Annotated in this window: 16 protein-coding genes and 2 tRNA genes; 5 read left to right on the top strand and 13 right to left on the bottom strand. The window is 68.5% G+C overall.

Going from position 1 to position 21,630, the window contains the following annotated elements; genetic code table 11:
- Positions 1 to 41: 41 nt before the first annotated feature.
- Positions 42 to 1,160: a peptide chain release factor 2 gene (prfB, locus tag G9Q41_RS13200; RefSeq protein ID WP_092526979.1), complete on the bottom strand. Its 1,119-nt coding sequence runs from the start codon at positions 1,158 to 1,160 to the stop codon at positions 42 to 44.
- A 79-nt stretch (positions 1,161 to 1,239) separates the two neighbouring features.
- Positions 1,240 to 1,737, bottom strand: a complete 498-nt coding sequence (locus G9Q41_RS13195; RefSeq protein WP_026152656.1) for a helix-turn-helix transcriptional regulator — start codon at positions 1,735 to 1,737, stop codon at positions 1,240 to 1,242.
- A gap of 356 nt (positions 1,738 to 2,093) precedes the next feature.
- On the opposite strand from G9Q41_RS13195, the gene G9Q41_RS13190 reads away from it, so the two are divergent.
- Positions 2,094 to 2,306 carry a hypothetical protein gene (locus tag G9Q41_RS13190; protein WP_092526976.1) on the top strand — a complete coding sequence of 71 codons (213 nt, stop codon included), beginning with the start codon at positions 2,094 to 2,096 and terminating at the stop codon, positions 2,304 to 2,306.
- Positions 2,307 to 2,571: 265 nt separating this feature from the next.
- On the opposite strand, the gene G9Q41_RS13185 is transcribed toward G9Q41_RS13190, so the two are convergent.
- From G9Q41_RS13185 to G9Q41_RS13175, 3 genes are all read right to left on the bottom strand, one after another.
- A tRNA-Met gene (locus G9Q41_RS13185) sits at positions 2,572 to 2,645 on the bottom strand.
- A 634-nt stretch (positions 2,646 to 3,279) separates the two neighbouring features.
- Positions 3,280 to 3,353 (bottom strand) — tRNA-Met (locus G9Q41_RS13180).
- Positions 3,354 to 3,663: 310 nt separating this feature from the next.
- Positions 3,664 to 6,621 (bottom strand): UPF0182 family protein, encoded by a 2,958-nt coding sequence (locus G9Q41_RS13175; protein WP_165633404.1) that lies wholly within the window; start codon positions 6,619 to 6,621, stop codon positions 3,664 to 3,666.
- Positions 6,622 to 6,858: 237 nt separating this feature from the next.
- Between G9Q41_RS13175 and G9Q41_RS13170 the strand changes: the two genes are divergently transcribed.
- A complete protein-coding gene (locus G9Q41_RS13170; protein ID WP_092526970.1) occupies positions 6,859 to 7,431 on the top strand; it encodes a PPA1309 family protein in 573 nt (190 codons plus the stop codon).
- A gap of 183 nt (positions 7,432 to 7,614) precedes the next feature.
- Here the strand turns inward: G9Q41_RS13170 and G9Q41_RS13165 are convergent, their stop codons facing one another.
- Positions 7,615 to 8,640, bottom strand: coding sequence for a PDZ domain-containing protein (locus G9Q41_RS13165; protein WP_165633403.1), 1,026 nt, complete (start codon positions 8,638 to 8,640; stop codon positions 7,615 to 7,617).
- 321 nt (positions 8,641 to 8,961) lie between these two features.
- Between G9Q41_RS13165 and G9Q41_RS13160 the strand changes: the two genes are divergently transcribed.
- Positions 8,962 to 10,443: a zinc-dependent metalloprotease gene (locus tag G9Q41_RS13160; RefSeq protein ID WP_165633402.1), complete on the top strand. Its 1,482-nt coding sequence runs from the start codon at positions 8,962 to 8,964 to the stop codon at positions 10,441 to 10,443.
- Positions 10,444 to 10,579: 136 nt separating this feature from the next.
- On the opposite strand, the gene G9Q41_RS21970 is transcribed toward G9Q41_RS13160, so the two are convergent.
- Complete coding sequence (locus tag G9Q41_RS21970; RefSeq protein WP_092526964.1) at positions 10,580 to 11,137, bottom strand: M48 family metallopeptidase; 558 nt, start codon at positions 11,135 to 11,137, stop codon at positions 10,580 to 10,582.
- Positions 11,138 to 11,425: 288 nt separating this feature from the next.
- Here G9Q41_RS21970 and G9Q41_RS13150 point away from each other — a divergent pair, with 288 nt between their 5' ends.
- Together G9Q41_RS13150 and G9Q41_RS13145 are read left to right on the top strand one after the other, a co-directional pair.
- Entirely contained in the window at positions 11,426 to 11,590 is a 165-nt protein-coding gene (locus G9Q41_RS13150; protein ID WP_165633401.1) for a DUF5679 domain-containing protein, read from the top strand.
- A 268-nt stretch (positions 11,591 to 11,858) separates the two neighbouring features.
- Complete coding sequence (locus tag G9Q41_RS13145) at positions 11,859 to 13,169, top strand: AarF/ABC1/UbiB kinase family protein (RefSeq protein ID WP_092526961.1); 1,311 nt, start codon at positions 11,859 to 11,861, stop codon at positions 13,167 to 13,169.
- Positions 13,170 to 13,258: 89 nt separating this feature from the next.
- Here G9Q41_RS13145 and G9Q41_RS13140 read toward each other — a convergent pair whose 3' ends face one another.
- The 6 genes from G9Q41_RS13140 to G9Q41_RS13115 form a co-directional block, all read right to left on the bottom strand.
- A complete protein-coding gene (locus G9Q41_RS13140) occupies positions 13,259 to 14,122 on the bottom strand; it encodes a methyltransferase (RefSeq protein ID WP_165633400.1) in 864 nt (287 codons plus the stop codon).
- A gap of 408 nt (positions 14,123 to 14,530) precedes the next feature.
- Positions 14,531 to 14,902, bottom strand: a complete 372-nt coding sequence (locus G9Q41_RS13135; RefSeq protein WP_165633399.1) for a WhiB family transcriptional regulator — start codon at positions 14,900 to 14,902, stop codon at positions 14,531 to 14,533.
- A gap of 579 nt (positions 14,903 to 15,481) precedes the next feature.
- On the bottom strand, positions 15,482 to 17,569 hold the full coding sequence (locus G9Q41_RS13130) for an ATP-dependent DNA helicase UvrD2 (RefSeq protein ID WP_165633398.1): 2,088 nt from the start codon (positions 17,567 to 17,569) through the stop codon (positions 15,482 to 15,484).
- Between the two features lie 354 nt (positions 17,570 to 17,923).
- Positions 17,924 to 18,865 carry an NAD(+) diphosphatase gene (nudC, locus tag G9Q41_RS13125; protein WP_092526952.1) on the bottom strand — a complete coding sequence of 314 codons (942 nt, stop codon included), beginning with the start codon at positions 18,863 to 18,865 and terminating at the stop codon, positions 17,924 to 17,926.
- Positions 18,862 to 20,229 carry a pitrilysin family protein gene (locus tag G9Q41_RS13120; protein ID WP_092526949.1) on the bottom strand — a complete coding sequence of 456 codons (1,368 nt, stop codon included), beginning with the start codon at positions 20,227 to 20,229 and terminating at the stop codon, positions 18,862 to 18,864. Before G9Q41_RS13120 ends, nudC begins: the two co-directional genes overlap by 4 nt.
- Positions 20,226 to 21,548, bottom strand: a complete 1,323-nt coding sequence (locus G9Q41_RS13115; RefSeq protein WP_092528082.1) for a pitrilysin family protein — start codon at positions 21,546 to 21,548, stop codon at positions 20,226 to 20,228. The genes G9Q41_RS13120 and G9Q41_RS13115 overlap by 4 nt, the downstream gene beginning before the upstream one ends.
- Positions 21,549 to 21,630: the final 82 nt, after the last annotated feature.

Below are 21,630 nucleotides of genomic sequence, written 5' to 3'. Positions count from 1 at the left end.
GGACCGACAGCTCAGCGTAATTCCCGGGAACCGGGGCGCGCTCAGCCCTGCTTCTGCTGATCGTGCTGCTGCCTGCGCCAGCGGATGCCCGCCTCGAGCAGCCCGTCGATCTGCCCCTCCAGCACGGCCTCCGGGTTGCCCATCTCGTAACCGCTGCGCAGGTCCTTGACCATCTGGTAGGGGTGCAGCACGTAGGAACGGATCTGGTTGCCCCAACCGGACCCACTGCTGTCGCGGAGCGCGTCGAGCTCGGCACGCTCCTCCTCGCGCTTGCGCGCCAGCAGCTTGGACTGCAGCACGCGCATGGCGGCGGCCCTGTTCTGCAACTGGGACTTCTCGTTCTGGCAGGACACCACGATGCCGGTCGGGTAGTGGGTGAGCCGCACGGCGGAGTCCGTGGTGTTCACGCTCTGCCCACCGGGCCCGGAGGAGCGGAAAACGTCCATGCGGATGTCCTTCTCCGGGATCTCCACGTGATCGGTTTCCTCCACCACGGGCAGCACCTCGACCCCGGCGAAGGAGGTCTGCCTGCGCCCCTGGTTGTCGAACGGCGATATCCGCACCAACCGGTGCGTTCCCTGCTCCACGGAGAGCGTGCCGTACGCGAAGGGGGTGTCCACCCGGAAGGTCGCCGATTTGACCCCGGCCTCTTCCGCGTACGAGGTGTCGTAGACGTCCACCTGGTACTCGTGCCGCTCGGCCCAGCGCAGGTACATGCGCATGAGCATCTCGGCGAAATCGGCCGCGTCGACGCCACCCGCTTCCGCGCGGATGGTCACCATGGCGGAACGCTCGTCGTACTCACCGGACAGCAGCGTGCGGATCTCCAGGTCGGCCAGGTCCCTCTTCAGCTGTGCGCGCTCCTGCTCGGCCTCGGCGACGCTGGCCTTGTCGTCCTCGTCCTCACCCAGCTGGTAGAGCACTTCCAGGTCCTGGAGGCGCTGGCGCAGACCGGTTATCTTGCGCAGGTCCCCCTGCTTGTACACGAGCTGGCTGTTGATCTGCTGGGCGTACTCGACGTTGTCCCACAGATCCGGCCGGGCCGCCTCCTCCTCGAGCTCGGCGATCTTGGCTCGCAACGCGTCGAGATCCATGACTCGCTCGATGCCCTGGAGGGTCTCGGACAGGTCCTTGAGTTCGGCGGCGACGTCGGGGTTCACGATTACCCAGCCTACTTCACACGCTCACGGCCACCGACGTGGACCGGCCCCGCTCCGCCGGTGAGCGGTCACTCGGGGATCACTCGGGGATGGCGTCGAGCATCTTGATGACCGCGCGGTTGTGCGCGACCGAGAAGTCGGCGGCGGCCTTCTCGTACGGGTCCTCGGCCACCTTGGCCGCACTTTTGGCCTCGTTGAGCTTCTCAACGTACTGCTCCCGTGCCGAGGTTACCAGCTGGGAGCGCTGCTTGGCGGTCAGCATCCCGGCGTAACGCAACCGCAGCAGCAGGGGGCTGCGCACGTTGTCCGGCCCCGGCTCCGTGTTCAACCACGACTTGAAGGCACGTTTTCCCGCCGCCGTGATGATGTACTGCTGACTGGAACGGGGGCCTTGCTTGCCGAGGCGCAGCATGCCCGCTTCGGCCAGCGCGGGGAGTTCCCGGTAAACCTGGCTGCGGGTGACGCTGAAGAATCCGCTGAACCGGTCGGTTGCGGCAGCCACGAGCTGTCCACCGGTCATCGGCCCCTCGTGGAGGAGCCCCAGCAAGGCTGCGGAAGTCGCATTCAGGTCGGTCACGGCTTCTACGGTGCCACGATGCGCAGGGGGTGTCCACAATGGCCGTAGCGCGTGTCCGCTTCGAAGGCCTGTTCAGAGAAGTTCTCGAACACGCACCGCTTCCAGTGGAGCACTTGCAGCGAACGAACTGAGTTCGTTTCGCCTTAAACGCAACATTATCCGTCCGCAACCGTCAATTCGTACACTCACCGTCCGCTGGACAGGGATTATTGCTAGCCCGAACGGGGGAATTCTTGTTCGAAGGCTGCAAAATGGCCCGTACTAAGGGCACCCTTCACAGTGGCCGGCCGAGAAAAGGGGTCGGGCACCACGACGGGTGCGCGTACGACACCCGCCTGGACAAGGGAGGTAGCACCGTGCATCGCAGTCTGTTGCGGACCAAGCTCGCCGAGGGCAGGAGCAAGGTGACCAATCGCGTCACCCAGCGCGCGAAGTCGATGATGCCGATCCAGGTCGACACCCCGCGCAACTGCATCGTGTGCGGCCGCAAGATGCGCTCAGTGCGCAGCGGGAGCAGCGACGGACGGGTTTGTTCGCCGAACTGCGCCCGCAAGTGGGCCGACAGCTGACACCGTCCCCGTCCGAAGCTCTTTCGGGAGATCCCCGCGGCCCGGCCGTCCGCCCGCGGAGCCGGGCCGGATGTTCCGACAGGAGCGACCATCCACCCGATGTCGGGGTACCCGCTCGCGGACAGCGGCGGGTTCCACCGAGCGACCCCCACGAAGATCCGGTGGGCGACCACGCCGTGATGTCTCGCGGGGCGAGCGGCACGGTCGCACCAACACCCCTTGAAAAGGTTTCAGGCCCCGAGAAGCATCCCGGGGCCTGACCAAGTAGCGGGGACAGGATTCGAACCTGTGACCTCTGGGTTATGAGCCCAGCGAGCTACCGAACTGCTCCACCCCGCGCCGTGTTCTGCGCTGTATTTCGTTGTAGTTGATACTCTACACCGCCGAGAAGGGACTCTTGCACGGGGGGTGCCCACCCTCGCAGAGCCCCTCCTGACCAGCCAAAACAACGCCGAACCACCGAAGCACCGGCCAGGAACTCCCGACCAAGAGGCTCGCCCCGACGCGAGCGCTTTGGGCCTGACCCACTCGCACCGCCAAGCAGAGCGAGCCGCCCGAGGTAAGTGCTTTGAGCCTGAGCCACTCGCACCGCCGCGGGTTCTCAGTCGAGTGCCCGGCGAGGACAGCCTCGACGTTGTGTAGGTCGCTACCCGATGTCGAGGATCCCGCAGCCGGGCGCCGACCGAGGCTCCGCCAAGCAACCACCTACGACAAGCCAGTCCCCGAAAAAGCCTCCACCCCAACGCGAGCGCTTTGAGCCTGGGCAGGAGGAGAAGATCCGGTGCGTGAGTCGGATGCATTGCACGGCCGGGCCGCTCGCCGCGTAGGTGGCTACTCAAGAGCGGCCCAACACAGCAAGGCGCCGACTCACGTGCCGGCTAAGCAACCACCCAAGCAACCGGCACCGCCGACCCCACCAACCCCAGAAACAAAAAACGCCCCTCCGGACCGAAGCCCGAAGGGGCGAACCAAGTAGCGGGGACAGGATTCGAACCTGTGACCTCTGGGTTATGAGCCCAGCGAGCTACCGAACTGCTCCACCCCGCGCCGTATTCTGCGCTGTATTTCGTTGTAGTTAATACTCTACACCGCCGAGAAGCACCCTCCCACAAGGGGGTGCCCACCCCCGCAGAAACCCCGTCCGACCAGCCAAAACAACGCCGGCCCGCCGAAGCACCGGCCAGGAGCTCCCAGCGAGGAACCCGCCACACGAGCGCGCCGAGCCCGCGCAGTCGGCACCGCCACGCGGCGATCCGAGCATGAAAATGTCCCGCCCCCGGAGGGACGGGACACCGAGCGGTCCGTTCACCGGAAGCGGCGGGCGCGCACGGAACCCCGTCCGCGCCCGCCGTGGGGATCAGCCTCCGCTGCCGGTCGCCTGCTCGTAGCGGTTCATGGCCTCCTCCAGCCGCTGGAGGGCCTGGCCGATCTCACCGAAGTTGCCCGACTGCTGAGCCGAGCGCACCTGCTCCAGTGCGGCCTGCAGCTCCTGCGTCGCCTGCGCGACCTCGGGGTCCTGACCGCCGCTCTGGCCGCCGCCCTGGTCACCGCTCTGGTCGCCGCCGCCCTGCTGGCCGTCACCGCTCTGACCACTGCCCTGGTCGCCGCTCTGACCACCACCGTCCTGCTGGTCGTCCTCGTTCTCCGCCGTCTGGGCGTTCCTGCCGGCACCCGGACCGAAGACCTGCTCCAACGAGCCCTTGAGGGTGTCGGCGTAGCCGACGCTGCCGCCGTAGAAGGTCAGCACCCTGGCCAGCTGCGGGTAGGAGTCCTCGTTGTTCGGCCTGATGTAGATCGGCTCGACGTAGAGCATGCCGCCCTCGACGGGCAGGGTGAGCAGGTTGCCGAACATCGCGCGCACGCCGGGGTTGTCGAACAGCGTCCGGTCCTCGGTGACCTTCGGTGTCGACTCCATCTGGCGCTGCACCTGCACCGGACCCGGTGTCTGGTTGTCGGTCGGCAGCTCCAGCACGGTCAACTCGCCGTAGCTCTCCGGGCTCGAGGACGCCGAGATCCACGAGGAGAGGTTCTGGCGTTCCAGCGCGGTCATCGCACTGGTCAACTGGAAGGTCGGCCGGTTCTGCGTCGGTGCCTGCGCGACCACGTAGAACGGGGGCTGGTTCTCCCCGGGCCCCTGGCGCTGCTCCTGGTTCGGGTCGCTCGGGACCTCCCAGAAACCACGCGTGGCGTAGAAGTCACTGGGGTTGTCCACGTGGTACCGCGCCAGCAGCTGGCGCTGCACCTTGAACAGGTCGGCCGGGTAGCGGAAGTGCTGGCGCAGCTCGTCGCTGATCGCGCTCTTCGGCTTGATCAGGTCGGGGAAGACGCCCTTCCATGCCTCCAGCACCGGGTCCTTCTTGCCGAACTCGTACAGCTTCACCTCACCCGTGTAGGCGTCGACGGTGGCCTTGACCGAGTTGCGGATGTAGTTGATCTGCTGATCCGGCTGGGAGGGGTTGCTGGTGGAGTCGCTGGCGGCCTGCCCGAAGGAGGTCAGCTTGGAGTAGGGGTAGTTGTCCAGCGTGGTGTAGCCGTCCACGATCCACTTGATCTTGCCGTCGATCACCGCGGGGTAGGCATCGCCGTCCAGCTTGAGCCACGGGGCGACCTTCTGCACTCGCTGCCGCGGGTTCCGATCGAACATGATCTTGGAGTTGGAACCGATGTTCTGGTTGAACAGGATGTTGCGCTCACCATAGTTGGCGGCGAACACCGCCCTGTTGAACCAGTTGCCGATCGCGACCCCGCCGTCGCCCTCGTAGGTGTAGCGGGAGTTCTGGGTGTCGTACTCCCGCGGCTGCTCACCCTGCTCGGCGCCGACGATCGCGTAGTCCTGGTTGAGCTGACCGTAGTAGACCCGCGGCTGGTCCACCGGGATCTCGCCCTGCCCGTTGTTGCTCACGTCGCTCATCGAGAACACCGGGTAGGAACCGGTGTCGGACCCTTCGCCGGGAACGTTGCTCACCCGGTCGGCCGGGGCCGAGACGAAGCCGTTGCCGTGGGTGTAGACCATGTGGCGGTTGATCCAGGACCGCTGGTTGTCCGCGAGCCCGTCCGTGTTGATCCCGCGCACCGCGACCAGGTAGTCCTGCAGCTCACCGTTCTCGTTGCGGTAGCGGTCGATGTCCAGCTCGTCCGGGAACCCGTAGAAGTTGAACTGCTGCTCCAACTGGGTGAAGGTCTCGGAGAGCAGGCTCGGGTCGAGCAGCCGGACGTTGGAGATCGTTCCCTCGTCCTGGGCGACCTCCTCCGGGCTCACGTCCTGGTTGCCGCCGTAGTTCTCCTTGACGGTCACCTTGTCGTCGGTGATCCCGAAGGCCTGCTTGGTGGCGTTCATGTTGCGCTGGATCGATGTGGACTCCCGCTCGTTGGCGTTCGGCTCCACCGAGAACTGCTGCAGCAGCGCGGGCCACAGCGCGCCGATCACCAGGCTGGACAGCACCAGCAGCACCGTGGCCAGCGCGGGGATCTGCAGGTTGCGCAGGAAGATGACCGCGAAGAAGGCGAGGGCGCAGATCACCGAGATGCACAGCAGGATCACCTTCGCGGGCATCACGGCGTTCAGGTCCGTGTAGCTCGCACCGGTGAACAGATCACTGCGCTGGGAGAGCAGCAGGTCCCAGCGGTCGAAGAAGAAGTCGACCGCCTTGAGCAGCACGAAGATCCCGGCCAGCACCGCCAGCTGAATGCGCGCGGCCTGCGAGATCTGGCCGGAGCGCCCGGCGACCTTGACCCCGCCGAAGATGTAGTGCGTGGCCAGCGCGCCGAAGAACGACAGGGTCACCGCGATGAACGCCCAGGCCAGCACCCAGCGGAAGAACGGGAGCTGGAAGACGTAGAGGCCGATGTCGTGGCCGAACACCGGATCCTGGTTCCCGAAGGTCTGCCTGTTCAGGAACATCTGCACCATTCGCCAGTCGCCCGTCGCGGCGAGACCGCCGATGGCGCCGATCACGACGGGGATGCCGATGCCGAACCACTTGGAACGCTGGGTGATCACCGTGCGGTAGCGGGCCAGCGGGTCGTCCTGGCTGCTGAGCGGAACGAAGACCGGCCTCGTTCTGTAGGCCAGCCACAGGTTCAGCGCCAGGATTCCGCCGAGGAAAACACCTCCGCAGGCGAACAGCACGATCCGGGTCAGCACGATCGTGGTGAATATTCCCCGGTAGTCGACACTACCGAACCAGAGCCAATCGACGTATGTCCCGATCAGCCGTGATCCGACGATCAGTGCTACCAGCACCGCCGCGCCCAGGATCAGAAGGATCCGGCTACGCCGGGACAGTTTGGGTACTCCTACCGGCCTCGTGGCCACAGCGCACTCTCCTGGTGACGATCCGCGGGCAACGGGGCCCAGTCAGTGAGCGACCCGGGCACCCGTGTGGTCAACTCTACGACCTAACCCCCGACCACGGGGACGGCGCCCGTCGATTCGCCCTAAACGGACAGGCCGCCCCCCTTTCGGACCAGGGTGAGCCACCTTCGCGGCGGACGCCCGCGAGGCCGCCCCCGGGAAGGGGGAGGTACGGCGGAGCGGTGCGACGATGGACCAATGTCGTCCGCTATCACCGATGAGATGACCGCGGCCCTGCCGACGGTCGTACGTGAAATCGAACAGTTCGCCGCCTCCGAGGGATGGAACCGCCCCGCTCGAATGTTCGCGTTGGTCGACACGACCGAACTGCTCGAGGCCGAACCGGACCTGGAGGAACAGCTCAACACGCAGTCCCCGCTGACCCCGGTGGCGCAGGACGAGCTGCCCAGTCAGGACCTCGGGGAGGCCCTGGCCGGGATCAGCTGGCCCGAGCGCGTGCTCGGCTGCGCACTGGTCCAGGAGATCGTGGTGCTTCCCCCGGAGGCCGAGCAGGAACTTCCGGAGGAGGGATCAGCCGCCCAGGAGGCCGCTGCCGAGCACCCCGACCGCCGGGAGGCCAGGATCGTGGCCGGGGTGCTGCGCAGCGGAACGCAAACCTGCGTGCTGCGGCTGCGCAACAAGTCCCCGGAGGACTCGGACGACGCGGAGAGCTTCGACGGCGATCCGGAGACCGAGGAGGGCGAGCTGGTCGAGGACAGCGCGCTGGCCCCGAACCTGCTCAACGCGCTGCACGCCACTTTCGAGGAGTGAGCGCCCGTTCCGGGACGGGCGTGCGCGGTCACGTCCGGTTCGTGGAGCTTCCGGCGCTTCCGCGCCGTTCCACGACTCCCCGGTCCGCCGGGCGAGTCGTGGGGCGGTGACGCGAACCGGCCGCTCCGCGGACCTCCCCGGTGAGGAGCTCTCTCCCAGCGGCCCCCGCGCGTCAGCGACGAGTCAGCAGCTCGGCGGGGTCTGCCCGCTGTCGAGCGCGTTCAGGGCCTCGACCGCGTCGTCGAGCGTGCTCACCTTGATCAGTCGCAGCCCGTCGGGCGCCTGGGACTTGGCTGCCGCGCAGTTGCCCTCCGGGGTGAGGAAGAACTTGGCTCCGGCTTCCCTGGCCTTGACCATCTTGAAGCCGATGCCGCCGATGCTGCCGACCTTGCCCGCGGGGTCGATCTCGCCCGTCCCGGCGACGAACTTGCCCGCCGTCAGCTTGCCCGGGGTCAGCTTGTCCACGATGGCCAGCGAGAACATCAGCCCCGCGGAAGGCCCTCCCACGTTGGGGAGTCGGATGTCGATGTCGAAGTTCGCGTTGGGGCGCAGGGACGGCTGCACCCCGAGGAAGCCCTGCTGCTGGTCGTCGGGCCGCTCGCCGAGCTCGACGGTCGCTGTCCGCGGCGGCTGATCGGCGTGCTTGAAACGTATGGTCACGCGCTGGCCGGGCTTCGTGTCGGAGAGCGCGTCGATCAGCGACTGCGGATTGCTCAGCGAAGTGCCGTCGGCCGAGATGAGCTCGTCGTCCGGGGCGACGACGCCTTCCGCTGGGGATCCCTCCACCACCTGGTCGACCACGAGCTTGGTCGGATATCCCAGGTGCTTCAGCGCCGCGGTCTCGGCAGCCGTCTGGGAGCTCCGGAAGGCCTTGGTGTTGGTGCGCTGAACCTCTTCCTCGGACTTGTCCGGGGGAAAGTACAGCTCGCGCGGGGCCAGTGCGTGGTCGCCGCTCGCCCAGAGCGCGAGCGCGTTGAACACGGACAGCTGGTCGATCACCGAAACGGTGGTCATGTTGAGGTGGCCGGCCGTGCGGAAGGTCTCGGTGCCGTCGATGCGCACCACTTGCCTTCCCTCGTAGCTTCCGAGGGTGTCGTGCGTCGGTCCCGGGCCGAGGGCCACGTAGGGCACGGGAAGGAAGGCTCCGAGCATCCCGAAGACCACGACAAGAGCGACACTCGTCAGCAGGGTCCAGGTTCGGCGACTCACAGTCCGACACCCTACGTGCCGAGCCTCCCGGTTCGACGGGTGACCGGAACCGCGCCCGAGATGTCTCGTTCGCAGCCGGTCGATCACCCCGCGCCGACCGCCCCGCGCGAGCACGCAACCACACGCAACCATCCGCTTCGCCGTTTCGCCGGAAGCGAACAACTCCGCGGGCGGGCCGGAGCCTCGCGAGCGACGTCGAACGCCCGCTGCTCGGATTCCCCGCAACGCTGCCGAAGCGCCGCACCGCCCCGGCGACGACACGCCTTCCGTCCGGGCCCCGCTCACCTACAGTCTTCCGCGAGTTCCGCGTACGCTGGAACCATGAGTGATGTGCCCTTCGGGTTCGGCCCCCACGATCCCAACAACGAGGAGCCCGACGATCGCGACAGGGGCGAATCGTCGGAAGGAGGCTCAGGGGGCGGCACCGGATCCTCCGGAGGAACGGGGTCCTTCCCCGGCTTCGGCCCCGGGGGCATGCCCGGTCCTGGCGGCGGCACGCCGAATTTCGACATCGGCGCACTCGGCCAAATGCTGACTCAGCTCGGGCAGGCCCTCAGCCAGTCGTCGAGCGGCAGTGCGGGACCGGTCAACTACGACTTGGCCAAGCAGCTGGCCCACCAGCAGCTGCAGAGCAACGAACGACCGACGCAGGAGCAGACCAAGGCCGTCGAGGACGGAGTGCGGCTGGCCGAGCTCTGGCTCGACCCCACCACCTCGTTCCCGACGGGGACGCACACCGTCCAGGCCTGGTCCCCGGGTGACTGGGTGGACAAGACCCTGCCCACCTGGCAACGGCTGTGCGACCCGGTGGCGCAACGGGTCTCCGAGTCCTGGCTGGAAGCCCTGCCGCAGGAGGCCAAGCAGGCAGCAGGCCCCATCGTCTCCATGCTCGGCCAGATGGGCGGGCTGACCTTCGGGTCCCAGCTGGGCAACGGCCTGGCACAGCTCGCCGGTGAGGTGCTCACCTCGACCGAGGTGGGACTTCCGCTGGGCCCTGACGGCACCGCCGTGCTGCTGCCCGCCAACGTCGAACGCTTCGGCCAGGGACTGGACCGCCCCGCCAGCGAGATCACCGTCTTCCTCGCGGCGCGGGAGGCCGCCCACCATCGCCTGTTCAGCCACGTTCCCTGGCTCCGTCAACAGCTGCTCGCCACGGTGGAGGAGTACGCGCGCGGCATCCAGGTCGACACCTCCTCGCTGGAGGACCTCGCGAGCAGGATCGACCCGAGCGATCCGAGTTCGATGCAGGAACTGATGAACTCCGGGATGCTCGAGCCGAAGACCACCGACGAGCAGCAGGCTGCCCTCGACAGGCTGGAGAACCTGCTGGCGCTCGTCGAGGGCTGGGTCGACGTGGTCGTGGCCGATGCGGTCGGGGAACGGCTGCCGGGCGCGGACGCCCTCGGGGAGACCGTGCGGCGCAGGCGCGCCAGCGGTGGCCCCGCCGAGCAGACCTTCGCCACGCTCGTCGGACTGCAGTTGCGGCCGCGCAGGCTGCGCGCGGCGGCCTCGCTGTGGCGGCTGCTGACCGAGCGCTACGGAGTGACCGGTCGCGACCAGGTGTGGGACCACCCCGATCTGCTGCCGGACGGGTCCGACCTCGACGAGCCGCTGGACTTCGCCGACCGCTGGGGACGGGGTCACGAGGACCTGGACGACCCCATCGCCGCCATCCGGCGGGCCGAGGCCCAGGAGCAGGCGGCGGAGGAGAACTCCGGCACCGCGGAGGACGACTCGGGCGAGCAGAACCGCGGGGACGGCGAGGACGACGGGAACGCCCAGCAGGGCGACACCGACCGCTGACCGGCACCTCGGCGCCGCGGGCGCCCCGGGCCGAGCGACGACTCGACCGGAGGACGTCGGTGAGTCGGTACAACACCGCAACCGAGCGAATCGCTCCCGGGATCGGCCGGGCCCCGGGATTCCGGGAGCCCGGCCCTCACCGGCCGCCGTCCTGCTCGTCGTCCTCGTCCCCACCGTCGAGATCCAGCTGTGCCGCAGCGGCCAGCCCCTCCAGATAGCCGATCGCCCGCTCGGTCTTCGGGTACTTGTGCACCCAGGCCCAGAAGTCCGCCCCGTGCCCGGGAACCAGCAGGTGCGTCAGCTCGTGGACCAGCACGTAGTCGAGCACCCAGGACGGCACCTCGCGCAGTCTGCGACTGACCCTTATGGTGCCCTCGCTCGGTGTGCAGGAGGCCCACCTGGTGCGCATCGGCGCCACCCACCGAATGCCCGTGGGAACCGCCCTGCCCTCCAGGTACTGCTCAGCGAGTTCGGCGCACCTCGCGGAGAGCGCGGCGTCGGACTCCCGCGCCGGTGACTTGCGCCGGGTCTCGCTGCGGCGGAGCCTGCTGAGCATCTCCTCGACCCAGCGCTTCTCCTCGCTGCGGCTCATCCTGGCCGGTAGCAGCACGACCACTTTGCCGCCGTCGCGATAAGCGCTGACCGTTTGACGCCTGCGCTTGCTGCGGCGCACCTCCACTTGCGGTTCGGACACGCCCCGGGAGCCTAGCCAGCCTCCTCGAACTCCGGACGCCCGCTGTGATCCTACCCGCAGATCGACTCCGCACCTGGACGGACGCAACAGGCGGATTCCTGCGGATCGATTCCGATCAAACACGCATCGTGCTCACGGCTCGGCCGACACTTTCACACGAACTCGCGACACTCCGAACACATGCACGCCGCCCCGCCCACGGGTACCTTTTGCCCAGCGTAGTCCGGACAGGCGCAGCGGTGCGCACCGGAAGATCCGGACCTCGGGACGGCGACAGAGGAGGAAGCCTTGGCCGACACGTACAACGGCTACTGCGTGAAGTGCCGGGAAAAGCGGGACTTCACGGGCGAGATCTCGGAAACCAACGGCAGGAGGATGGCCAAGGGGACCTGCCCGGTTTGCGGAACGAAAATGACGCGCATTCTCGGAAAGGCGCACAACGCCCAGGGGTGATCCCTCCGCGCGGAAGTCTCTCCGCTCGCCGGCCGCGACCCGGAGGTCGACGATCGTTCCGGGGCCGGGCCCGAAACGCGACAACACGACAGCGCTGGTCAACTCACCCGGAGTCGGGACGGGCACTCCCAACCGCGGAAAAGAGCGAATTCGTCCGTGGCGATCTTGCACACGGCTATGCGAATACCTCTAACATGGCGGTGAGTCCGTAGGCGTGTGTTCGGAGGTCGAGTCGCCTTCGCCACCTGCCGACTGGAAGGGAGTTCCCGTGACCGATGTTCCCCGCCGAGCAGCGCAGCGCACCGCCAAACTGGCAAGTCTGCCGCTCGGCGCAGCAGGGAGGGTGGCCGCGGGATGGGGCAAGCGGCTGACCGGGCAGGACGCCGCCACGGTCAACGCGGACTTCTCCGCGAGAACCGCCGAGCAGTTGTTCGAGGTGCTCGGACAGCTCAAGGGCGGTGCCATGAAGTTCGGGCAGGCGCTGAGCGTGTTCGAGGCGGCGGTTCCCGACGAGCTGGCCGAGCCGTACCGGCAGGCGCTGTCCAAGTTGCAGGCGACGGCACCGCCCATGTCGGAAGCCAGCGTGCGCAGGACCTTGGACGAGCAGTTGGGTTCCGACTGGCCCCGGCGCTTCGCCGAGTTCGACGACTCCCCCGCCGCGGCGGCGAGCATCGGACAGGTCCACCGGGCCGTCTGGCACGACGGCAGGGAGGTCGCGGTCAAGATCCAGTACCCCGGGGCCGACGAGGCGCTACGTTCCGATCTGCGCCAGCTGATGCGCTTTTCCAGGCTCTTCCAGTCACTGCTGCCGGGAGCGGAGATCAAGCCGCTACTCAACGAGCTGCAGGACCGGATGGTGGAGGAGCTCGACTACCGCACCGAGGCCGACAACCAGCGCGCGTTCGCCGCGGCCTTCGCCGACGACGAGCTCGTGCGTGTTCCCGGGGTCGTCGCCAGTTCCCCCAAGGTCATGGTGACCGAGTGGGTTTCCGGCCAGCCCTTCGCCGAGATCATCGACAGCGGCTCGCGGGAGCAGCGCGACCGGGCGGGCAGGCTGCTCAGCGAGTTCCACTTCTCCTCCCCTGCGCGGGTCGGACTGCTGCACGCGGACCCGCATCCGGGCAACTTCCGGCTGCTCCCGGACGGAAGGCTGAGCGTGATCGACTTCGGTGCCGTGGCACGGCTCCCGCAGGGGCTGCCCACCACGCTGGGGCGCATGCTGCGACTCGCGCTGGAGGACCGCGCCGAGGAACTGATGGAACTGCTGCGCACCGACCGGTTCGTGCAGACCGACTCCGACCTCAGAGCCGAGGACGTGCAGGCCTACCTCGGCCCGTTCGTGGACCCGGTCCGCACGGAGACCTTCCACTTCACCCGCACGTGGCTGCAGTACCAGGCTGATCGTGTCGGCGATCTGCGCAGTCCCGAGTTCCGGACCGGACGTTCGCTGAACCTGCCCCCGGACTACCTGCTGATCCACCGGGTGACGCTGGGCGCCACCGGAATTCTCTGCCAGCTCGACGCCGAGGTGGCGGCCCGGGAGATCATCGCGAACTGGCAGCCCGGATTCCTCGACTGATCACTCCCACCGCGTCCCGGAGGTTCTCCGGGCTGGCGCCCGCAGCGGGTCTCGGGCCACGCCACCGAGCTGGGCCGTCGGCTGAACCGTCAGGGTTTCGTGCCCACGTACACGGTGTCGGCGGACAGGTAGTACAGGTCGTCGCGGTCTCCCGCGTAGTTCGGCCCGTTCTCGTCGAGCAGCTGGTCGAGCGCGTCGACGTCGGCCGCCGAGCACTCCGTCCACGCCGCCTCGCGCAACCAGCGCAACCGCCGCAAGACGACGTTCAGCACCGGGCCGGTTGCCGGGGCGGGCCGATCCACCAGGTAGCTCCACGAGGTGACCTCGTCCAGTCCGGCCTGGCGCAGCGCCGTCGCCCAGCCGACCGGCAACCGCACCGAACCGGGCATCTCCTCCCGCATCCTGCGGAACCACGTCTGCCGCGCGGCGAGCAGCCGGTCCTCCAAACCGGGTTGTCCGACGCCGAGGTCCCAGGGAAGGGTCCGCGCCCACAAGCCCGATTCCACCACCACCAGCCTGCCGCCCGGCCGCACCAGCCGGGAAAGCCTGCGCAGCCCGTCGAGCTGGTCCGGAAGATGGTGCACCATCAGCGAGGCGAACACCAGATCGGCGGGTTCCACCGAATCGCTCGGTTCCGCTGTGGCGACATCCCCCGGAACACCGCGGACCCGCACGTTCGCACCCGCGGACTCCTCCGCGCGACGCCGCGCCTCGGCCAGCAGCTCCGGAGCGGAGTCCACGAGGGTCACCAGACCGCTCGGCAGCGCCGCGGCGAACGCGGCGGCGGCCCCGCCCGCCCCCGAACCGACGTCGACGACCGATTCGCAGTTCCGCCCGTCGGAGACCAGATCCGCCGCGAGCCGCCCGGTCTCGGCCGCGGTCAGCTCGTCCTCCTCCCGCAGTTCGCTCAGGCGCGAGTCCCAGTCGATGTTGTCGTGCGAATGGCCGTGCATGCTCGAAGCCTACCGTGATCACGGCCCGTTCGAGCCGATCCGGCGAGAGAATCGGCGCAGAACGCGAACGCGGAGCCGGGGAAGCGAACGCCCCCTTTCGGCGAGCCGAACGCTTCCGGTGCGCTTTCCTCCGACGTGGATTCCCACCGCCGCGAAGCCTCCGCCGCCAACCGGCGGGCCTGCCGCGGTGGATTCAATTCCGCGGCAGTCGCCGCTCTGCTCTCTCCGCGGCGAAGGCGGCGACGCGTCGCCAGAATCGAACCGCTCTCAGCCGACGCGCCAGTCTCGCCTCCTCGGCCTCCTCCAACAATCGCCGACATCGTAATCGGGCCAGCTCCTCGGGATACATTCTCCGCCTCAGCTCCTCGCTTCGTTCCACATCGTCCGTCCGGGGCGCCCCTGCGGATGTCATGCCGCTCGCCGTCCGTTCGTGGAGTTCCGCCCCGGCTCGGTGTCTTCCACCGGGTGTTTGCGCGGCCTGCCGCGCGGTTTCTTGCGGTGGATCACCGTTCCCTGCTCGACGATCTCGCCGCCCCAGACCCCCCAGGGTTCACCACGGGAGAGCGCACCCGTCAGACATTCGGACCTGATCGGACAGTCACCGCACAGCCGCTTGGCTCTCTCCAGGTCCGACGGTTTCTCCGCGAACCACAGGTCCGGATCCCTGCGACAAGGCAGGTGCGCGGTGGTGCTAGGTGCGGCGTTGAGCAGATCGGAAACGGTCTCACCGTGGTTGCCGGTCTCGTCCCCGGTCGTTGGCGGGGCACTGCCGGTCGACATGTGTCTTCCTCCTGATCGGTTGAATCAGTTCGTTCGTCGAGCGCCGCGGAATGCCCGTGAAGTGCGATTAGGTTCGCCACTTGGGGACACATCAAAAAGGCCGCGGACCCTCGGGGTCCGCGGCCGAAAAAGCACCGACTACTCGACAAGCAGCCTCAAAAACTTCGTTCCGGCACGGACCGCCCTCCACGGGGAATCCCCGACTGTGCGACACGACGGAAGCACGGACCCACGACAGAGCCTTTCTGGTCGTGCACGTCCCCGAGCATCCGCCACGCAGCAGTGTCCGCGAGGCCGTGGTGACCCGTCGACGCGTGAATGCCGAGCTCGCGCATTTCGAGCCACCACCTTTCCTGTGCCCACCGCCGGATGAGGCGGGTACGTCCGGACTGTCGAAGGCAGATTATTCCGCGGGGCGCACGCGGCGCAAGCGATTTTTCACATCGCTGTCCCCTGCGGAAACGCGTGGAGCGGGATTCTCACCGGAACGTGCTCCTGCCGGAGCGGCGGTCTTTCGCCGGGATTTCACCCCGCTGTCCCGAAAACGTCACTCGCCCGGATCTCACCCGAACGGGCGTTTCAGAGATCCGCCGGTCCGTTCACCAGGGACAGCACGTCCGCACCGAACCGCTCCAGCTTGGTGGGCCCGACTCCGGAAACCTGGCCGAGGGACTCGGTGTCGACGGGCCGCTGCTCGGCGATCGCGATCAGCGTAGCGTCCGAGAACACCACGTAGGCTGGGACCTTCAGCTCCTGGGCCCGCTCGGTGCGCCAACTGCGCAGCCTGGCCAGCAGTTCGTCGTCGGCGTCCGAGGGGCACTTCGCGCAACGACCGATCTTGACCTCGACCGCCGATTCCAGCCGCGCGGAGCAGCTCCGGCAGCGCGCGACGTCCTTGCGCCTCCCCCGCTCGGAGTTCGTCCGCCGGGTCTTCCCGGAGCTTTTCGACCCGCCGCCGGTGGAGACCAACCCGTTGAGGAACCGACTGTGCCGACGTTTGCGTCCGCCGCCCTGGCCCCTGGACAACGCCCAGGAGATCCGCAGGTGCTTCCTGGCGCGGGTCACCCCGACGTAGAACAGCCTGCGCTCCTCCTCCACCGAAGCGTCGTCGCCGTCGGCGTGCTGGATCGGCAGCGTCCCCTCGGTCAGCCCGACCAGGAAGACAACGTCCCACTCGAGCCCCTTGGCGGCGTGCAGCGAGGCCAACGTCACCCCCTCCATGGTCGGGGGGTGCTGTGCGGAGGCGCGGGCGTCCAGCTCGCTCACGTAGCGGGCCAGGTCCGCGCCCTCCACGTCGCGGGACAGCTCGTCGGCCAGCTCGGCCAGCGCGTTCAGCGACTGCCACCGCTCGCGCGCCGCTCCGCCCTCGGGCGGCTTAGTGGTGAGGCCGACCTCGGACAGCACCTCGCGCACCGCCTCGGACAGCTCGCCCCCCTCCGCGGAGCCCCTGCCCGCGGCGGTACGCAGCGCAGCCATGGCCTGCCGCACCTCGGTGCGCGCGAAGAAGCGTTCCCCGCCGCGCACCTGATAAGGGATCTCCGCGTCGGACAGCGCCTGCTCGTACACCTCGGACTGGGCGTTGACCCGGTACAGCACCGCCATTTCGGACAGCGGGACACCGCTGCCCGCGAGCTCGGCGACCGTCCGGGCCACCGCCTGCGCCTCGGCCGCTTCGCTCTCGTGCTCGGCGAAGCCCGGTTCCGGGCCGTCCGCACGCTGCCCGACCAGGGTCAGTCCGGTGTGCGACCTGCCGGAGTTGCCCATGGCGATGACCCGGTTGGCCAGTTCGACCACCTGCGGAGTGGACCGGTAGTCACGTTCCAGCCGGACCACCTCCGCCTTGGGGTAGCGGTTCGGAAAGTCGATCAACCACTGCGGGGAGGCCCCGGCGAACGAGTAGATGGTCTGATTGGCGTCGCCCACGACGGTGAGATCGTCCCGCCCACCCAGCCACGCGTCCAGAATTCGCTGCTGCAGCGGGGTGACGTCCTGGTACTCGTCGACGACGAAGGTCCGGTACCGGGCGCGGAACTCATCGGCCACCTCGGAGTGCTCCTCCAGCACCGCGGCTGTGTGCAGCAGCAGGTCGTCGAAGTCGAGCATCTTCGCGGAGTTCTTCGCCCGCTCGTAGGCCTCGAAGACCTGCACGAACCGCTCGGGGGCCACCGGGGCGCTGCGCCCGATCCGGGCGGTTTCCTTCGGGTACTGCTCCGGGGTGAGCAGCGCCGACTTGGCCCACTCGATCTCGGAGGCCAGATCGCGGACCGACTCCGAGTCCGTGGACAGGCCGACTCGCCCCGCGGCCTGCATCACGAGGCGGAACTTGTGCTCGACCAGCGGCCAGATCTCGCCTTCCAGCGCGCGCGGCCAGAAGTAGCGCAGCTGGCGGAAGGCTGCCGCGTGGAAGGTCTGCGCCTGCACACCGGAAGCGCCGAGTCCGCGCAGCCTGGTGCGCATCTCCCCGGCGGCGCGGGCCGTGAAGGTCACGGCCAGCACCTGCTGGGGAACGACGAGACCGCGCTGCACCAGATGAGCGATGCGGTGCGTGATCGTGCGCGTCTTGCCGGTGCCCGCTCCCGCGAGCACGCAGACCGGACCGCGCGGGGCCGTCACGGCCGCACGCTGTTGCGGATCGAGTCCTTCCAGCAGTCGCGGTCGATCGGTCATGGTGCGCATCCTCGCAGAGGCGGACAATTGACGGCGGTCACACCCCACCGCGTGACCACGATGCTTCGTCCGGCAAGCGGCGAAGCAGCTTGTCACCACCCCGGCAACTCACACCGCCGCACGGACGGAACCAGCGCTTCCGACCAAAGGGCACCGCTCAACGCAGGCGCTTGTGAGCCTGAGCCACCCGACCGACCGCGGGTTCTCAGTCACGGGTCCCGCGAGGACAGCCTCGACGTTGTGCAGGTGTCCACCCGATGTCGAGGATCGGAGCAGCGAGATCCCGACTGAGGTTCCGCCACGCAACCACGCACGCAAGGAACCACCGGCCCTGGAAACGAAGCCGAACCTGGATCAGCTCAAGGCCCAACCACGCAACATCCGGTACGCGATGGAAATCCCGGGCGGCATCCGTACGCCGCGCACTGGGCCGTCCGTCTCCAGGGCCTGGCGAACGTGCTCCCGGCTCACCCAGTGCGCTTCGGCGATCTCGCCGTCCACGGGGTGCAGTGGTTCCTCCGGATCGGCCACTGCCGCGAAGCCCACCATCAGCGAACGCGGGAACGGCCACGGCTGGCTGCCCAGGTAGCGGATGTCGGAGACCTCCATCCCGACTTCCTCGCGCACCTCACGGCGCACGCATCCCTCGAGGGACTCGCCCATCTCCACGAAACCGGCCAGCACCGAGAAGCGCTCTTCCGGCCAGCCCGCCTTGCGGGCCAGCAGCACCTGATCGCCCCCGTCGTGCACGAGGCAGATCATGGACGGGTCGGTGCGGGGGTACTCCTCGTGCCAGCACCCGCCGCAGCGACGGGCCCAACCGCTGCGGATCCGATTCGTACCCGCACCGCACAACGCGCAGTAGCGCGCGCGGTCGTGCCAGGCGAGCAAACCGACGGCGGTGGCGAACAGCCCGGACTCCGCCTCGCCGAGCCAGTCCCCGAGCACGCGCAGATCGCTCCAGAGGAGTTCGGAGCCACGTGCGGAAGCACGCATCCCCCAACGGGCCCTCCCCTGGTACAGCCCGAGCAGCACGGCGTTCGTCCCGTTCCCGCAGTCCCCGGGATCGGCCCAGGCCAGACTTCCCTCCGCGTCGACGGGGGTGCGGCCGTACTCGTCCACCAGCAGCACCTCGCCGTCGCGCCACAGCTCGGCCGCCGTATCCGGGTCGTCCCGGTGGACGTCCGAGAGCTCCACCGGAGAACCGGCCAGCAGGGGAGAACTGTCCAGCTGGAATCCTCCCCCGCTCGTGCTTCTCCCGAAGCCGATCTCCTCCGAATCCGAACGAGCTGTCACGGCAGGGTCACACCACCGAGTCCGCGTAGCTGGTCGCTCAACTGGTTCGCGTCACCGACGATCACGCCGGTGAACGCGGTGGGCATGTACCACCGGGCCGCCTCGGCCACCTGATCCACCGTGACCGAGCGCAGCCGGTCCGGATGCCCGGCGAGCCATTCCTGCCCCAGTCCCACGGCGGCCAGGCCGATCAGCATGGAGGCCAGCCCGGACTGGGAGGACGTGGAGGTGAGCAAACCACCGATGGCGTACTGGCGCGCCGACTCGACCTCGGGTTCCTTGGGCGGGTCCAGGGCGAGCCTGCCGAACTCGTAGCGGATCTCCATCAGCGCCGCGGCCGTCACCTCGCTGGCCGTGTCGGCGTCGACCAGGATCGTCCCGTTGTCCGGGGTGAACTCGAAGGCCGAATGGGCCCCGTAGGTGTAGCCCTTGTCCTCGCGGATGTTCTCGACCAACCGGGAGGAGAAGTAGCCGCCGAAGATCAGATTGGCGATCTGGAGCGCGGGGTAGCGCTCGTCGGTGCGCGGAACGGCCTGCGCCGAGAAGCGCAGCTGCGACTGCACCGCCCCTTCCCGGTGAACCAGCCGGACGTTTCCGCCCTCGACCGGGGGCAGTGCGGGGATCTCGCGGGCGCTGCCCTCCGAGTTCCAGCCGGACAGCACCCGGCTCACGGTCTCCACCGTCTGCTGCGGATCGATGTCGCCGACGAGCACCAGGGTCGATCCCCGGGGGAGCACGGCGGAGCGGTGCAGTTCGCGGACCTCCTCCGCCGTCACCTGCGCGACGTCCTCGGACTGCGGCACCTCCCTGGCGAACGGGTGATCGCCGTAGCGGTGCTTCTGCAGCTCCTCGCGGGCGAGCACCCGGGGTTGGGAACGCGCCACCGCGATCCGCTCCACGAGGCGGTCGCGTTCCCCGCTGACCTCGTGCTCGGGATAGGAAGCGCCGGTGAGCGCGTCGTTGAGCACGTCGAGCAGGGTGTCCATCCCGCTGGCCAGCGCATCGCCGGTGATGCTGAGGCGCTCCGGGTCCACGGAGGCCTGCAGCGTCCCCCCGACCGCGGCCAGGTCGGTGTCCATCCGGATCCGGTCCCGCCGGTCGGTTCCGGTCAGCAGGGTCTCGGCGAGCACCTCGGCGCGGGCCGGGTGCTTCGGGTCGTCGCCCGCGAAGGGGATGCGGAGCCGCAGTTCGACCATGGGCACCGAACCGTGCCTGGCCACTATGACGCGCAGTCCGTTGTCCAGCACGGTGTCCACCGTTTCCGGCTGCCATCCCTGACGCGGTTCGGCCAGGTCGGGCAGCGGCCGGGGTCCCTGCTCGGTGCGGCCGATCCGCTCGGCACTGCGGTGGGTAGCGCTGGTCATGCCGCACCTCCGTCGGAGTCGCCTGTCGGTTCGATTTCGAGGACGGCCCGGGTCTCCGGGCGCAGGGCCTTGGCCGCCGCGGCCACGTCCTCGGTGGTGATCGCGCCGACCCTGTCGGGAAGTTCACCGACCAGCTCGGCCCTGCCGTGCAGCAGCTCGGTGCTGCCCAGGTCCAGAGTTCGCGAGATCAGCCGGTCGTGGTCCCGGTACAGCCCGGCCGACCACCTGGCGGTGACCCTGGACAGCTCCTCGGCGGTGGGGCCTTCGGTCGCCAGCCGGTCCAGCTCGGAGTCGATGGCCTCCATCACCCTGTCGGTGGAGACCTCCGGGCTGTGGACCGCGGTGACCGTGAACGTGTCCGGATCGCGCGCGTCGAGCGGGGCCCCCATCAGGCCCGCACCGGCCTGGACGTCGACGACCAGGGAGTCCTGGTAGACCAGGCGCTGCTGCAGCCGGGACGCGTCCCCGTCGCTGAGCACCTCTCCCAGCACCACGTTCGCCAGGTAGCTGTCGAGCTCGGCCACCGGGTCGGGCAGCCGGTAGCCCAGCGCCACCGCGGGCAGCGGGGCGTGGGGGTCCTGCTGCCGATCGCGCTGCTCGCCCTCGAGGAAGGGCTCGGCGAAGGAGGGACGTTCCGGAACCGAGCGCGCCGGGACGTCCCCGAAGTGCTTCTCCACCAGTCCGGTGGCGTGGTCGACGTCGATGTCTCCCGTTATGGTCAGCACGGCGTTGCCCGGCGCGTAGAAGGTGTCGAAGAACGCGGCGCAGTCGTCCACGGTCGCGCGTTCGAGATCGGTGAAGTCGCCGTAGCCGTTGTGCGCGTTGGCGAAGGTCGAGTACAGCACCGGCGGCAGGAGGATCCAGGGGAACCCGCCGTACGGCCGGTTCAGCACGTTGAGCCGGATCTCCTCCTTGACCACGTCCACCTGGTTGCGCAGGTTCTCCTCGGTCAGCCGCGGTGCACGCATCCTGTCCGCCTCCAGGAACAGCCCGCGCTCCAGAGCGTTGGAGGGCAGCACCTGGAAGTAGTCCGTGTAGTCCTGATGCGTCGAACCGTTGAAGATTCCGCCGGAGCCCTGTACGTGGCGGAAGTGGGCGAGTTTCTCCAAGCTCTCGCTGCCCTGGAACATCAAGTGCTCGAACAGGTGCGCGAATCCCGTCCTCCCCTGCGGTTCGGAGCGGAATCCCACGTCGTAGTGCACGCTGATGCCGACCACCGGAGGCCCGCCGGGTTCGGTTGATCCCGGTTCGGCGTTCGGAGCCAGCACCACGCGCAGCCCGTTGGGCAGGGTAACGCGATGTGGTTGCGGTTCGACCATGTCCTTCAGCCTACGTGCGTCCGGTGCCCTCGCGGTGAGCACCCTGGTGACCACTCGGCGTGTCGGATCTCGAACGATTCGT

Origin of the sequence: Actinopolyspora sp. BKK2, from assembly GCF_011291845.1 — a bacterium.
GTDB lineage: Bacteria > Actinomycetota > Actinomycetes > Mycobacteriales > Pseudonocardiaceae > Actinopolyspora > Actinopolyspora saharensis.
Note: the sequence above shows the minus strand (reverse complement) of the source record. Positions and strands in the feature narration are given on the sequence as shown.

Coding starts and splice junctions, on each gene's coding strand:
- G9Q41_RS13170 (WP_092526970.1), top strand. CDS start 6,859: ATGTCGTCCGCTATCACCGATGAGATGACCGCGGCCCTGCCGACGGTC.
- G9Q41_RS13160 (WP_165633402.1), top strand. CDS start 8,962: ATGAGTGATGTGCCCTTCGGGTTCGGCCCCCACGATCCCAACAACGAG.
- G9Q41_RS13140 (WP_165633400.1), bottom strand. CDS start 14,122: ATGCACGGCCATTCGCACGACAACATCGACTGGGACTCGCGCCTGAGC.
- G9Q41_RS13135 (WP_165633399.1), bottom strand. CDS start 14,902: ATGTCGACCGGCAGTGCCCCGCCAACGACCGGGGACGAGACCGGCAAC.
- G9Q41_RS13130 (WP_165633398.1), bottom strand. CDS start 17,569: ATGACCGATCGACCGCGACTGCTGGAAGGACTCGATCCGCAACAGCGT.
- G9Q41_RS13120 (WP_092526949.1), bottom strand. CDS start 20,229: ATGACCAGCGCTACCCACCGCAGTGCCGAGCGGATCGGCCGCACCGAG.
- G9Q41_RS13115 (WP_092528082.1), bottom strand. CDS start 21,548: ATGGTCGAACCGCAACCACATCGCGTTACCCTGCCCAACGGGCTGCGC.